At 69.5% G+C, this 13,556-nt stretch carries 12 protein-coding genes; 3 read left to right on the top strand and 9 right to left on the bottom strand.

Annotated features, from left to right (window positions below; genetic code table 11):
* Positions 1-35: 35 nt before the first annotated feature.
* Positions 36-1,553: a hypothetical protein gene (locus F9C11_RS05790; RefSeq protein WP_409183870.1), complete on the bottom strand. Its 1,518-nt coding sequence runs from the start codon at positions 1,551-1,553 to the stop codon at positions 36-38.
* A 223-nt stretch (positions 1,554-1,776) separates the two neighbouring features.
* Between F9C11_RS05790 and F9C11_RS05795 the strand changes: the two genes are divergently transcribed.
* Positions 1,777-3,666 carry a DUF6541 family protein gene (locus F9C11_RS05795; RefSeq protein ID WP_409183871.1) on the top strand — a complete coding sequence of 630 codons (1,890 nt, stop codon included), beginning with the start codon at positions 1,777-1,779 and terminating at the stop codon, positions 3,664-3,666.
* A 238-nt stretch (positions 3,667-3,904) separates the two neighbouring features.
* On the opposite strand, the gene F9C11_RS05800 is transcribed toward F9C11_RS05795, so the two are convergent.
* The 8 genes from F9C11_RS05800 to F9C11_RS05835 form a co-directional block, all read right to left on the bottom strand.
* Entirely contained in the window at positions 3,905-4,921 is a 1,017-nt protein-coding gene (locus F9C11_RS05800) for a YbhN family protein (RefSeq protein ID WP_409183872.1), read from the bottom strand.
* A 14-nt stretch (positions 4,922-4,935) separates the two neighbouring features.
* Positions 4,936-6,180: an acyl-CoA reductase gene (locus tag F9C11_RS05805; RefSeq protein WP_409183873.1), complete on the bottom strand. Its 1,245-nt coding sequence runs from the start codon at positions 6,178-6,180 to the stop codon at positions 4,936-4,938.
* On the bottom strand, positions 6,177-7,229 hold the full coding sequence (locus F9C11_RS05810) for an acyl-protein synthetase (protein ID WP_409183874.1): 1,053 nt from the start codon (positions 7,227-7,229) through the stop codon (positions 6,177-6,179). The genes F9C11_RS05805 and F9C11_RS05810 overlap by 4 nt, the downstream gene beginning before the upstream one ends.
* Positions 7,226-8,632, bottom strand: a complete 1,407-nt coding sequence (locus F9C11_RS05815) for an AMP-binding protein (protein WP_409183875.1) — start codon at positions 8,630-8,632, stop codon at positions 7,226-7,228. Before F9C11_RS05815 ends, F9C11_RS05810 begins: the two co-directional genes overlap by 4 nt.
* Positions 8,629-9,363 (bottom strand): SDR family NAD(P)-dependent oxidoreductase, encoded by a 735-nt coding sequence (locus F9C11_RS05820; RefSeq protein WP_409183876.1) that lies wholly within the window; start codon positions 9,361-9,363, stop codon positions 8,629-8,631. The genes F9C11_RS05815 and F9C11_RS05820 overlap by 4 nt, the downstream gene beginning before the upstream one ends.
* Complete coding sequence (locus F9C11_RS05825; RefSeq protein WP_409183877.1) at positions 9,360-9,599, bottom strand: acyl carrier protein; 240 nt, start codon at positions 9,597-9,599, stop codon at positions 9,360-9,362. Before F9C11_RS05825 ends, F9C11_RS05820 begins: the two co-directional genes overlap by 4 nt.
* 66 nt (positions 9,600-9,665) lie before the next feature.
* A complete protein-coding gene (locus tag F9C11_RS05830; RefSeq protein ID WP_409183878.1) occupies positions 9,666-10,259 on the bottom strand; it encodes an HAD family hydrolase in 594 nt (197 codons plus the stop codon).
* Entirely contained in the window at positions 10,238-11,308 is a 1,071-nt protein-coding gene (locus F9C11_RS05835) for a hypothetical protein (protein ID WP_409183879.1), read from the bottom strand. The genes F9C11_RS05830 and F9C11_RS05835 overlap by 22 nt, the downstream gene beginning before the upstream one ends.
* A gap of 190 nt (positions 11,309-11,498) precedes the next feature.
* On the opposite strand from F9C11_RS05835, the gene F9C11_RS05840 reads away from it, so the two are divergent.
* Both F9C11_RS05840 and F9C11_RS05845 read left to right on the top strand, forming a co-directional pair.
* Positions 11,499-12,605 (top strand): DegT/DnrJ/EryC1/StrS family aminotransferase, encoded by a 1,107-nt coding sequence (locus F9C11_RS05840; RefSeq protein WP_409183880.1) that lies wholly within the window; start codon positions 11,499-11,501, stop codon positions 12,603-12,605.
* The gene (locus F9C11_RS05845) at positions 12,602-13,555 is read left to right on the top strand and encodes a Gfo/Idh/MocA family protein (protein ID WP_409183881.1); all 954 of its coding nucleotides are present in this window, start codon (positions 12,602-12,604) and stop codon (positions 13,553-13,555) included. Before F9C11_RS05840 ends, F9C11_RS05845 begins: the two co-directional genes overlap by 4 nt.
* The last annotated feature ends 1 nt before the right edge of the window (position 13,556 follow it).

Raw genomic sequence — 13,556 nt, forward strand, 5'->3', positions numbered from 1 at the left:
CGCCGGTAGGTCGCGCGGGTCGGCTCCGCCACACTTCAGGGGCAGGACACGTAGCGGAAGTCCGGGGCGCGGTCGAGTTCGCCGACGAGCCGGCTGGCCTCGTCGGCGCGCGGGTACACCGAGATCCAGAACGGCGTGCCGATGCGCCGGAAGGTCGCGACGCGGTACCAGGCGGGCAGGTCGTCGGCACAATCCTGGCGGCTGGCGTACCCGGACCGGCCGGGCACGGCGAGCGTCGGCCGTTCCGCGTCCAGCCCGACCACGAGCACCTGCGAACCCGCGCGGCTCGCGAGCAGCCCCGGCGACCCGGCGCTCACGACGGAACCCGGCGGCAGGTAGCGGGCGAGCCAGTCGCCGACCTCGGCCAGCTGCGCGCCCTGAGTGCTCCAGGCCCGCACGCGCTCCAGCACCTCAGGGCTGAACACCGAGACCGCCACCGCCACCCCGGTAAGCACCGCGGTGACGGCGGGAACCGCCCGGGAAATCGCCCGCGGACTCGGTACCGGGGCGAGGACGCCGCACCCGGCCACCGCGGCGACCGCCAGCAACGGCGGCACCGGCACCAGCAGCCGCCACGAAAGTCCCAGGTCCTCCTCGAAAAGCAGCACGAGCGCGGTGTGGCCGACGGCGAGCGCCAGCAGCAGCCACAACGCCGACCGGGCCTCCACCGCGCGTCCTCGCGCCGCCACCAGCCCCGCCACGACCGCGGCCGGGACGAGAAAACCCAAGTGCGCCAAGGCGAACCCGCCCAGATACGGCCAGTCCGGCCCGGGCGGCAGGCTCGGGTCCGGCCCGAACCGGTCGTAGTAGGTGACGCGCCAAGCCGTCCAGGGAGCCAGGAAAACCAGCGCGCCCAGCACAAACCCGACTGGCGCCCACCAGGTGTGCCGTCCCCGTGCGGCAGCGAAAACCAGCCACCCCGCGCCGACCACCGCGAGCACGAGCCCTTCCGGCCGGGTCATCACCGCGCCGGCCACGAGCACCCCGGCGACCAACGGCCGGCCCGCCACCAACGCGTACGCGACGCAGAGCACGAGCAACGCGAACATCGGCAGCTCAGTGCCCGAAAGTCCGTACACCGCGAGGCCATTCGCCCCGGCGGTCAGCAACGCCGCCGCGACCCCGACCGCACGCCGAGGCTCAGCCCCTTCAGGCAAGCCGAGCGCGGTAATGCGATTGGCGAGGAAATACGCCGTCAACACGCACGCCAAAGCGGCCGCACAGCTCAACCCGACGGCCGCGGCCGGCACATCCGCGCCGAAAGCCCCGCGTGGCAACGCGATCACCACGAGCCAGAGGAAATTCGCGTACGTCTCACTGCGGTCGCCAGTGTTGAATACCGGGCCATTGCCGTCGGCGATGTTCTGCGCGTACCGGAAACTGACGTACGCGTCCTCGGTCGCGGTGGCGAACAACAGCTGATGCAGCAGCGAAAACCCGAGAACGAGCAGAAGAACCGCGACCCGCCACCGCCGGTCCCGCCCCATCCGCCGCCAAGCGGCGACAACCAGCGCGGCCAGCGCCAGCCATCCCCCCGCGACCGCGTAAACCACGCGCCCCCAGCCTCCCGCGCCCCTCACCCGTCCGGCCGACCCCTGGCGGACCGCTCCTCACGAGTTCCAGTCAAGCGCGCGGCCGCTCACTGCCGACATCAGCCGTTCGAGTGTATGTGGGTGCCCGCTAGTCTGGGCCTCGATTTCCATCCGCCACGGCGGGGGCCGGCGGATGCCCCGTGACCTGAGGAAGACTGTGCCGAGCGAACCCACCCTGCTGTCCGTGGCAGCCAGTATCGCCTGTTGCCTGCTCGTGCTCGGAATTCCCGGGCTCATCACCGGAGTCGCCGCCGGTCTGCGCGGCTGGCTGCTGGCCGGGCTGACGCCGCTGCTGAGCTATGCCATCGGGGGCTTGGCCGGTCCGTGGACGGCGGCGATCGGGCTGCCCTTCAACGTCTGGACCTTCGCGCTCACCACGGTGCTCTTCGCCGCTGTCGCGTTCGGACTCCGGCGGCTCACCGCGCGCCGGTGGCCGCACGAGCCGGAACCGCGGGTCTGGGAGCCGCGAGCGAACTGGGCGGTCGGCGCGTGCCTCGTCCTCGCGACCGCGATCGGGTTCTACACGGCCGTGCACGGCATGGGCCACCTCGGCGCGATCGCACAGGGCGGCGACGCGCCGTACGCGGCCAACGGCGTGCGCTACATCGCCGAAAGCGGCGACGGCAGCCTCTTCGGCATGAGCCGGCTGAACTGGTACGGCGACGGTTCTCCGCCCTTCTACCCCAACGCCTACCACCTGCTCGCGTCCGTGCAGTACACGCTCGGCGGCGGTTCGATCCCGCTGACGCTCGACGTAAACACCGCGCTGCTGCCCGGACTGCTGGCACTCTCTCTCGTGGTGATGGTGCGGGCGTTCCGCGGCCGCGCGGTGCTGGCCGGAGCTGTCGCGCTCGCGTCGGCCGCGCCGGTGATGGGCCTGTACGAGTCGATGAACCGCGGGCCGCTGTTCCCCTTCCTGCTGGGCATCGCCCTCACCCCGCTGGCCGCCGTGGTGCTGCTCCGCTACCTCGACCGCGTGGCGCTGGACACCGGCTTCCTGCTGATGCTCGGCGCGATCGGATTGCTGTGCGTGCACTCGTCCGCGTTGTTCGGCGCGATCCTGTTCGCCGGACCGCTGCTAGTGCAGCGCTGGATCGAACGATGGCGGTCGATCGGGAAGGATCTGCTGGCGCTGCTGCCGATCGCGGTGGTGTCGGTTCTCGTGGCGTCGCTGCAGCTGTTCGGCGCGCTGGGACAGGCGAGCAGCTGGGGCTATCTCGGCTGGCCGAGCGAATGGCGGGCGACGACCGCACTCGGCGCGCTGCTCGGATTCCAGCATTTCGAGCCGCACCCGCAGATCTGGCTGTCCGCGGCGCTGTTCGTCGGGTTCATTTTCTTCCGCAGGCTCGGCGCGCTGCGCTGGATCGGGCTGACCGCGCTGATCACCGGCCTGTTCTACCTGGCGGTGGCGTCCTCGGACTCGCCGCTGGTCATGGCGCTGTCGCGGCCGTGGTGGGACGACCCGTACCGGTTCATCACGATGGCGATCGTGCCGCTGTCGTTCATCGCGGGCCACGGCGTCGCGGCACTGCACGAGTGGCTGAAGGAACGGCTGCCGTCGAAGGTGCCGCCTGCCGTGCTCGCCGCGGTGGTGCTGCTGGCTTTCGTGGGCGTCACGAAGGGCCTGTACACGCGCACCAACAGCGAAATCATCGCGGGCGGCTACCACAGCCCCGATCCGCGCAACCAGAACATCACGCCGGGCGAGGAACGCGCGATGGTGGAACTGGGCAAGCTGGCGAAGCCCGGAGAATGGGCAATGAACGACCGCTACGACGGCACGCCGTGGACCTACGCACTCAGCGGCGTCCGAACAGTCGCCGCCCACGACGACGGCTCCAACCCGCCCTCGGACGCAGTGCTGCTGGCCGCACATTTCCGCGACTACGAAACAAACCCGGCGGTCCGGGCCGCGGTCGAGCGACTCAATGTCCACTGGGTGATCCTCGGTCGTCCGGCCGCACCGCCGAAGCCCGCGTACGCGAATGAAGGGCTGATCGGACTGGACGGATTGCCGTTCCTGAAAGAGGTGTACCGCAACGACGACGCGGTGATTTACCGGGTGAATCGCTGAGGTTTAGTTCAGCGGCAGGGTTTTTCGGAATCCTGCCGCTGTTCTTTTTCTGCCGTCATCTGCGACGAGCTGTACCACCGCATGCACGACCATCCGACGAACGGCACCCCGAGCTGGAGCGAGCCGACCAAATCGTGCCGCAACGGCTCGCTGAAGAGATGAAAGCGCGAGCGGCCAGTGCTGAGACAAGAAAGGCCGCCCGGCTCTTGAACCGGGCGGCCTCGTCATGACAAAAAAATCAGACCGCGTCCACCGGCGCTTCCCGGCGGGCCGCCAGCTTCGCCGCCAACGCCGCGAAGCCAGCCGTCAGCAGGTCTGCGACCGTGAACATCACCCGGGAGGCCACCGCGAACGCCGTTGCCTGGCCGACCGTCAAACCGCTTGCCGTCAGGACCGCTACCTGGGCGACCTCGCGGACGCCGACGCCGCTGGGCAGGATGAACGCGAACGTGCCCACCGTCATCGCGACGGCCATCGCGCCGATGCACAGGATCAGGCCGTTGAAGCCCGGCGCGCCGACCGAGTTCGCCAGCAGCCACAGGTGCACGCCCTGGAACACCCAGGCTCCCATGGACGCGCCGAACGCCTTCAGGACCACGCCCCAGCCGAGCGGTTCGGCCAGTGGCGGGCGGCGCAGGATTTTCAGGACCAGCGACGTGCCCCAGCTCAGGATGCGCGGGTGCAGCAGCGCGAGGCCCACCGGGATCAGCACGAACAGCCACATCGCGCGCGGGCTGTTGCTGAACAGCGCCGGGGCCGCGAGCAGCGACACGACCAGCGCGGACACCACGCCGAGGCCGAGCTGGATCAGCGAGCCGGTGAAGATGCGGGCCCTGGCCAGGCCTGCCTTGCGGCCCAGTTCCATCTGCAGCAGATACGCCCAGACCGAGCCGGGGACGTACTTGCCGAGCGAGCCGACCAGGCAGATCTGCGCGCCGCGGGCGTAGCCGACCGGTTTGCCGCCCAGGTGGTCGACCAGGACCTGCCAGCCCCAGACGGACACGAGGATCGACACCATCAGCGCCACGAGGCTCAGCACCGACGACTGCCAGGCGACGTCCGCCAGCGTGTGCCAGAACTCGTCCCAGTTGGACGCCAGGCTCTTCGCGGCGAAGCCGATCACCAGGAGGATGGCGACCCAGCGCACGACGTCGAGCACCCGCGCCTTGGTGGACTTGCGGGTTTTTCCGGCGGTTTCGCCGTCCTCAGTGGACGGGGCGTCGTCCCCCGGCGTCTGCGTACGAACGGTCGTCACTGCCTCTCAGCTCCTCAGGCCTGTACCGTGACGAGGCGGCTGAACTCGGACAGCAGATCGTAGCCGTCCCAGACCCCGGCGAACGTGAGGGCCGACCCGAAGGGCACGACCCGGTCCACCCCCCGCCCGGCGAGAGCCGTCACGAATCCGGTCAGTTCCTCGCGGGTGAACCCGAACTGGCTCACCGTCTGGTCTTTGCGCCGCACGATCGGCACCAGTTCGTCCAGCGACGCCACCGAGGCGTTCGCGAACGTGCCCGCGCCCAGCCATTCGCGCGGCATCACCGTGGCGTCGGCCAGCTCGAGCGTCGCCAGCGCGTTGCCGTCGAAGCGGATCGACGACACCAGCCCGTCGACCGCCGCGCCGTACGCCGACACCCGCTTCTGCACCGCCATCGCGGGCTCGGTGACGTGCTGTTTCGCTGCCAGCACCTCGGCGAGCAGCTCGCGGAACTCCTGCCCGGCGGCCTGTGCGCCCGCCTCGTCGCCGACCCAGAACACCGCGCGCGGCGACGAGCAGGCGGCCTGGTCGAACCAGTACGAGTCGTTGTAGAAGCCCTCGGCGGCGGCCTTGCGCTGCTCCGGCGCGGCTTCCTGCCAGCCGCGCACCGACGCGATCGCGAACGACGACCGGTCCGGGAACGTGAGGTCGCGGGCGTGCGGGGCCAGCGGGTACTTCCGCAGCGCGGCCACCGAAGCGTCGCCGCCCCAGATCACCCGCAGGTCCGCGGCCAGCGACAACGCGCCGCTGACCTCGTCGCTGCGGTCGTAGGTGACCATGCGCTGGGTGGCCCGGATGGTGGCCGCGGTTTCCGGCGACACGTCTTCGAGCGCCGCGTTCAACGCTTCCAGCACGGCCTCCGCAGCACCGGCCGAACGCGAGGACACGCGCACGACGTTGCTGTTGCCCGCCAACGCCGACAGCGCCCACGAGTACACGAAAATGGTGTCCACGTTGGCCGGCGGCACGTGGAAAACGAGCCCGCGCGGGAACCGCAGCGCATCGCCCGCGGTTTCCAAAGCGGACAGTGCCTTCGCGAGTTCTCCCTTGCGCAGGAAGAAACCCAGCGAGGCCAGCTCCGGGAAACGCCGTGCCAGCGCGGGCGCGAGCAGCTTGCGCGCGAATTTGGTGACGAATTCGACCACCCGCGGGTCGCCGACCGTCAGCCTGCCGCCGGGCGGTTCCTCGCGCAGCTCGTCCAGCAGCGCGCCGGCCGAAACCGGGCCGCCCAGCGGAAAACGCTGATCCAGAGCGCTCACGCGGCCGCTCCTTGGAACGTGTCCGAGCAGCCGCGAGCCTCGGCCTTCGGCAGCCTGCCCAGCACCGAGAAGTGCTTGCCCGGCCAGTCGCCGTCGTCGATTCCGTTGTACACCCCGAGATCCTCGGTGAGCAGCACGTGTCCCGGGTACGACCGCGGCAGCGTGCTCACCACCTCGATGACGCCCGGCTTGCCGACCGGCTGCTCTTCCCAGGTCTCCGGGTCGCGGATCACGACGTCGGCGAAATCGGGGCAGTACAAGGAGTTCCCGGACGGACCCTCGAGGAACACGGTGCCGATCTGCTCGATCATCCCGTAGTAGTTGTGGATCCGGGTGAGACCGGTGTCCTCTTTGAACCGGCGGCGGAACTCGCTGTTGTCGACCGCGCGGTCGATCAGCTTTTTCCAGCCGCCGGAGTGGATGAGGATGCCGTTGGACAGGTCGAGCTTGTGCTCGCGAGCGACCTCGTACAGGTACTGCCACACCATGAAGGTGAAGCCGAAGATCAGGAACGGGCGGTCGCCGTACTCGGCGAGGAACTTCCGCACCGCCTCGACGTCCGGCTTGTCGTTCTCGTCCAGCACGTAGGTGTGCTTGCGGCCGAAGTTCGCCATGCCGAGCACGCCCGCGCCGCGCGCGGAGAACGACCGGCGGTTCTTGATGATGCCGACGGTGTCGACCATCAGCATCGGCAGCCGCTCGCCGCCCAGCACCTCCTGCAGGGTCGCGCCGAGCTGCTTCGTCTGCGCGGCCGCCGCTTCCTTGTCCAGGTAGATCCGCGACGCGCCGGCCCCGGTGGTGCCCGAGGACGTGAGGGTCTTGAAGACCTCGGCGTCCGGAATGGACTTCAGGTCGTGCGTTTTGAACATCCGCACCGGCAGCCACGGCAGGTCGGCGATCGCGGCGAACGACGCGTCCGGCGCGAACCCGAGCGAGGACAGGATGCGCTCGTACCCGGCGGAGTTCGCCCGGTGGTGCGCGGTCAGCTCCGCGAGCTCGGGAAGCAGCGCCGCCTCCCGCTCCGCCTGCGAGCGCGTGAACACACTCATACCCGTCCTTCCAGCGACCGGTAGTCGATCTTGCCGCTGGCCAGCAGCGGCACGGTGTCGATCGGACGCACGTCGAACCCGCTGGCGTGCAGGTGCAGCCGCTCCGCCAGCGCCCGCGACGCGTCCTTGCAGATCGCCTTCGCGCCGTCGCCCTCGGGCAGTTCGGCGAACAGCACGACCTTGTCGCCCGCCGCCACCGCGGCCACCACGTCGATGCCCACCGCCGCCGTGCGCACGGCCTGCTCCAGGTCGTCCAGGCTCACCCGGTTGCCGAACACCTTGCCGATCCGCTTGAGCCTGCCGGTGATGTACAGGTACCCCTCGTCGTCGAGATACCCGAGATCACCGGTGGCCAGCGTGCCGCCGTATTCGTCGCCCGCGCTCAGTCCCGCCTCGTCCTCGGCATAACCCATCATCACGTTGGGTCCACGGTAAAGGACCTCACCGACAATTTTGGGATGCGTGGTTTCCTCGCCGTCGTCGCGGCGGATGGCGAACGAGCCGCCGGGCAGCGCCGGTCCGGCCGAGCCGATCTTGTCCGCGAGCCGCTCCGCGGGCACCGTCGTCATCCGCGGGGACGCCTCGGTCTGGCCGTACATCACGAACATCCGGCCGCCGACCGCGAGCATCTTGTCGTTGAATTCGGCGACCAGTTCGTCCCGCAGTTTCCCGCCCGCCTGGGTGAGAGTGCGCAGGGTCGGATACTTCGCCGGATCGAACTTCAGCCGGCGCAGCATTTCGTAGTGATAGGGCACGCCGGACAGCGAAGTCACGCCGTGTTCCTTCACCGCGTCCCAGAATCCGCGGCCCAAAACCCCGGAAGACTCGATAACCACAGTCGCGCCGCGAATAAGGTGCGAATTCAGCACTGAAAGCCCGTAGCTGTAGTGCAGCGGCAAACAGGTCGGCGCGACCTCGTCCGCGTCGATCTCCAGCACCTGCGCGATGGCGTCGGCGTTGGCCAGCAGCCCCTGCCGGGACAGCCGCACCAGCTTCGGATTGCCGGTGGATCCGCTGGTCGGCAGCAGAACGGCCAGGTCAGGGTGCGGCTCGACGCCGTCGGCGGAGTCGCGCACCCAGTCGGAACCGCGGGTGGTGTACCCGGCGGGAGCGGGGCCGGACGCCGCGAGCACGGCCGCCGGGCGGAACCGCTCGACCAGCCCGGTCAGCACGTCGGCGTCGAGCGCCGGGTCGATCAGCGCGATCGCCCGGCCGCCCTCGAACGCGCCCAGGTAGGTCAGCACGCTGTCGAGGTCGACGGACATCCGGGCGAAGACGACGCCCGTCGGCAGCTTGGCCAGCTCGGCGCTCTTGCGGCCCAGCTCGGCGGTCAGTTCCGCGTCGTCCAGCGTGCGGCCCCCGGCCACGTCGACCAGCCGGGAACCCGCACCCACCAGCGTCACAGCACCAAGCCTCCGTCGATCCCCAGTACCTGCCCGGTCACGAACGACGCCTCGTCGCTCGCCAGGAACCGGATCACCGCCGCGACCTCCTCGGCCTGGCCGAGGCGGCCGAGCGGGGTCTTGGCGATGTTCGAGGCGCGGGCGTCCTCGCTCAGGCTTTCGGTGAGGGCGGTTTCGATCACGCCCGGCGCGACCGCGTTGACCCGGATGCCGGAGCGGCCGAGTTCCTTCGCCGCCGACCGCGCGATGTTCGCGACCGCCGCCTTCGAGGCCGCGTAGACCGTCTGGCCCGCGCTGCCGTACTCGCCGACCACCGAGGCCAGCACCACGATCGCGCCGGTCTTCTTGCGCATCATGGCCCGCGCGGCCGCTTGCACGGTGTGCAGCGTGCCGGCGACGTTCGTGGACAGCGTCCGGTCGACGTCGTCCGGGCGGATCATGCCGAGCAGCCCGCCCTCCATGATCCCGGCGTTGGCGACCGCGACGTCCAGCCGGCCGTGCTCCTTCGTCACGTCCTTGACCAGGGCGGCGACGGCCTTCGCGTCGGTGACGTCGAGCGCGCGGCCGCTGACCGAGGGCCCGACCGAAGCGGCGGTCTCCTTGGCCGCGGTCTCGTCGCGGCCGGTGAGCACCACGGTGGCCCCGGCCTCGGCGAGCGCGCGGACGGTGGCCAGGCCGATGCCCCTGGTACCGCCGGTGACCAGTGCGACCTTCCCCGCGAACGTGCTCACGCCTTCTCCTGCAGCTCCTTGACCATGTCCACGGCCACCTTGAAGCTGCTCATGTCGATCACCTGGTCGGTGTCGAATTCGACCTCGAACTCGTCCTCGATCGCCGCGACCAGCGCCATGTGGCCGACCGAGTCCCACGCCTCGATGTCGCGGTACTTCAGGTTCTCGACGTCGACCCCGTCGTCGAGCTGGAGAGCGTCGATGAAGACTTCCTTCAGCTTGTCCTGCACAGCCATGTCTACCCGGCACTTCCTTCTCGAATGGGGCTGGTGACCACTCTCGACGGTACCAACCATGGGGTTTCAGCCCGCGCGTGCGGGCAGCAGTTCACGGAGCGTGCCGAGGTAGCGGTCCGCGCCCTCGGGACGGAACTTCAGCGCGTCGTTGCGCACGACCACGCTGAGGACGCCGGCGGCGTGCGCGGCCTCCACGTCGTGGAAGGTGTCGCCGACGAGCACCGCCTCCTCCGGGGCCGCGCCGAAATGCCGGAGCACCGCGGTCACGCCCTCGGGATCCGGCTTGAGCCGGCGGACGTCCTCCCGTCCTATGACGTGCAGCCCCTCGGCGAGGTTGCCCAGCGCGTCCTCGACGCACTCGCGCGAGTTCCTCGTGACGATCGCGAGCCGGTAGTCCGAGGCCAGCTCCGCGAGCAGTTCGCGGGCGCCGTCGGTGAACTCGCCGTCCGGCACGCAAGCGCGTTCGAACCGCGTCACGACGTCGAGCCGGGCGGTGTCGCCTTCGTCGAGCCAGCGCTGGAACAGCTCGCCGAGCTTGTCCTCGGGCGACAGTCCCAGCTCGGCGCGCAGGCCCCCGAAGTCGACCGGCAGCCGGAACAGCGTGCCGTCGAAATCGAAGGCCAGCACCTTCCGCCCGGTCAGATCCGCTTCGACGCCCATTCGCCTTCCTTGACCAAGCGGTAGCCCATGTCGATCATCCGGACCCAGTACAGGTCGTCGGGCAGCGGGTTGTAGACCTCGGGACGCTCGGGCAGCTCGTTGCCGAGACCCAGCTGGACGTACATGTCGGGCATGTTGAGCCCGGCGTGCGCGAAGAAGTTGCTGGTGGTGAAGAAGCGGCCGACGTTGATCTCGGTGACCATCGGCACCCCGGCGGCGTTCTCCTTCATGTCCACGCAGAACACGCCGTGCGGCTTCTCCGACACCGCGCGCACCGCGGACTCGCCGATCTTGTTCACGTCGTCGCGGTTGACCGTCTTGGCCACCGACGGCGACGAGCTCTGCCCGCTCGGGGTCAGGTTGCCGAAGATGTATTCGATGCGGGAGCGCGCCTGCGACGTGATCAGCTCGCCCTCGTGCCACAGGCTCTGCCACGCGAACTCCTCGCCCGGCAGGTATTCGCTGGCCATGAAGTCGCCGTAGTCGAGGCCGCGGAAGCCGCGCCAGTAGTCGATCCAGGCGTCGCCCTGGTAGAAGGAGTTGATCGGGAGGCTGCCCCGGGAGCCGGCGCCGCGGATGGCGCGCAGCCAGACTCGCGGGTTGATCTTCAGCAGCTCCTCGAGCCCGCCCTTGAGGTCGTCCGGCGAGTCGATCTTGATGGCTTCGGGCACCGAGACGCCGTTCGCCTTCATGTGCGCGTTGAACGCCATCTTGTCGTGGCACAACGCGATGGCGCGCGCGTCCGGCAGGAACGTCGGCGCGTTCAGCTTGTCGCGGTTTTCGGCGAGATAGCCGACCTCGACGTCGGGCTGCGGGTGCACGAAATCGATGCGCTCGGCTTCGATGACGCGGTTGATCGCGTCGGCGTACCCGGGGTCGCTCACCGGCGGGACCAGGTATTTCGCCTCGACGTCGAGAAGCTCGAGGTGGAAGGGCTTCACGTCGGTGCCGACGACCTGGTACTCGTTTCCGGCGACGGCGAGCGCGTCCCGGAAGTTGTAGGCGGCCGATCCGCCGGCGCCGGTGATGAGGATGCGTGCGCTGCTCATTCGCGTGTTCTCAGCCTTACCTGTTCAGTTCCCGCCGGAGCCGGGACGGTAGCCGGAAGCCCACTTGTGGTCGGCGAGTATCGTGACGCCCGCGTCTGTGCTGACTGCACCGAACTCGGGGCTCGTGCCATGCCGAGGCAAGACTGTACCGGACGCGCCGAAAGTGCCCGCCGAGAGCGAGAGACTGCAGATGATCCCCATTACCGTGGTCGACGTCCGTGCTGCGGAGGACCTGGTCGTCGAAGTGCTGCGATCCGGCGCTATCGCCCAGGGCCCGATGGTAAAGCGTTTCGAGGACGCGTTCGCGCACGTCTCCGGAACGAAACACGCCATCGCCGTGAACAACGGGACGACCGCGCTGGTCGCGTCCCTGCAGGCACTCGACCTGCGGCCGGGCGACGAAGTGGTGACCTCGCCGTTCACCTTCGTCGCCACGCTGAACGCGATCCTGGAGGCGGGCGCGACGGTCCGGTTCGCCGACATCCGGCGCGACGACTTCGCCATCGACCCGGACGCCGTCGCGGCCGCGATCGGCCCGCGCACCAAGGTGCTGATGCCGGTGCACCTGTACGGCCAGACCGCCGACATGGGCAAGCTCGCGCCGCTGGCCGCCGAGCACGGACTGCACGTGGTCGAGGATTCCGCGCAGGCCGTCGGCGCCTCGTTCGAGGGCCGCAAGGCCGGATCGTATGGCATCGGCTGCTTCTCGCTGTACGCGACGAAGAACGTGACCACCGCCGAGGGCGGCGTGATCACCACGGACGACGACGCGCTCGCGGACAAGCTGCGCGTGATGCGCAACCAGGGAATGAAGGCCCGGTACCAGTACGAGATGGCCGGCCACAACTACCGGATGACCGACCTGCACGCCGCGGTCGGCATTCCGCAGCTGGAGAAGCTCGACCAGCTCACCGCGGCCCGCCAGGCCAACGCGAAGCGGCTGTCGGAGGGGCTCGCCGGCACGCCGGGCCTCGAGGTGCCGCAGGTGCTGCCCGGCCGCGAGCACGTGTGGCACCAGTACACCGTGCTGGTCGGCCCGCACGCGATGCTCTCGCGCGAGGAATTCGCCGCCGCGCTGACCGAAAAGGGCATCGGCAACGGGATCTACTACCCGAAGATCGTGTTCGACTACGACTGCTACCGCGGGCACCCGCTGATCCCGGACGCCCGGGTCGAGGACTTCCCGGTGGCCTCCGCCGTTGCCGCGCAAGCGCTTTCGCTTCCGGTGCACCCGCATCTGACCGAGTCCGAACTGGACCGGATCATCGAGGTCGTTCGCGAGGTGCTCGGCGCATGACGCACCGCATCGCACTCGTCGGCACCGGCAACATGGGCTCGCTGCACGCGCGGGTCCTGTCGCAGAACGACCGGGTGGACCTGGCCCGCGTGATCGACCCGCGCGAGGAAGCCGGCCGCGCGGTCGCCGAACGCTACGAAACCCAGTGGACTCCGGAAATCGGCTCACTGTCCGATGTGGACGCCGTGGTGCTCGCCTCGGCCACCGAGGTGCATTACGAGCTGGCGCAAGAGATTCTCGGCCAGGGCAAGCCGATGCTGGTCGAGAAGCCGGTGTGCAACAGCCTCGAGTTCTCGCAGGAAATCGTTGCCCTGTCGGCGAAAAAGGACGTTCCGCTGATGTGCGGGCTCCTGGAGCGCTACAACCCGGCCGTGATGACCGCGCGGGCGCTGGTGAACGAACCGGTGCACCTGATGGCGCGCCGGCACGGCCCGTACGCGCCGCGGATCAAGACCGGGGTCGCCTGGGACCTGCTGGTGCACGACGTCGACCTGGCGATCCAGTTCTTCGGCGGGGCCACGCCGGGCCGGGTCACCTCCAGCGCGGGCTACTTCCACCCGCAGTCGGTCACCGGAGCCGAGGACACCATCGAAACGGTGCTGTCGTTCCCCACCGGGCTGGCCACGGTGTCGGCCTCGCGGCTGGCGCAGCGCAAGGTCCGGTCGCTGATGGTGTCCGAACTGGACCGGATGGTCGAGATCGATCTGCTGCGCCGCGACGTGACGATCTACCGGCACGTCTCGCACGATTCGGTCACGCCGGACGGGCTCGGCTACCGGCAGCAGACCGTCATCGAGATCCCGGAACTGGTCACCGCGCGCGAGCCGCTGGCGACCCAGCTGGACCGGTTCGTCGACCTGCTGGAGGGCAAGGTCGACGCGGACGTCGAGCGGGCGCTGATCCTGCCGTCGCACGAGGTCGTGGCGCAGGTGCTGGCCGAGGCCGCCTGAG

Origin of the sequence: Amycolatopsis sp. VS8301801F10 (assembly GCF_046195355.1) — a bacterium.
Taxonomy (GTDB): Bacteria; Actinomycetota; Actinomycetes; order Mycobacteriales; family Pseudonocardiaceae; genus Amycolatopsis.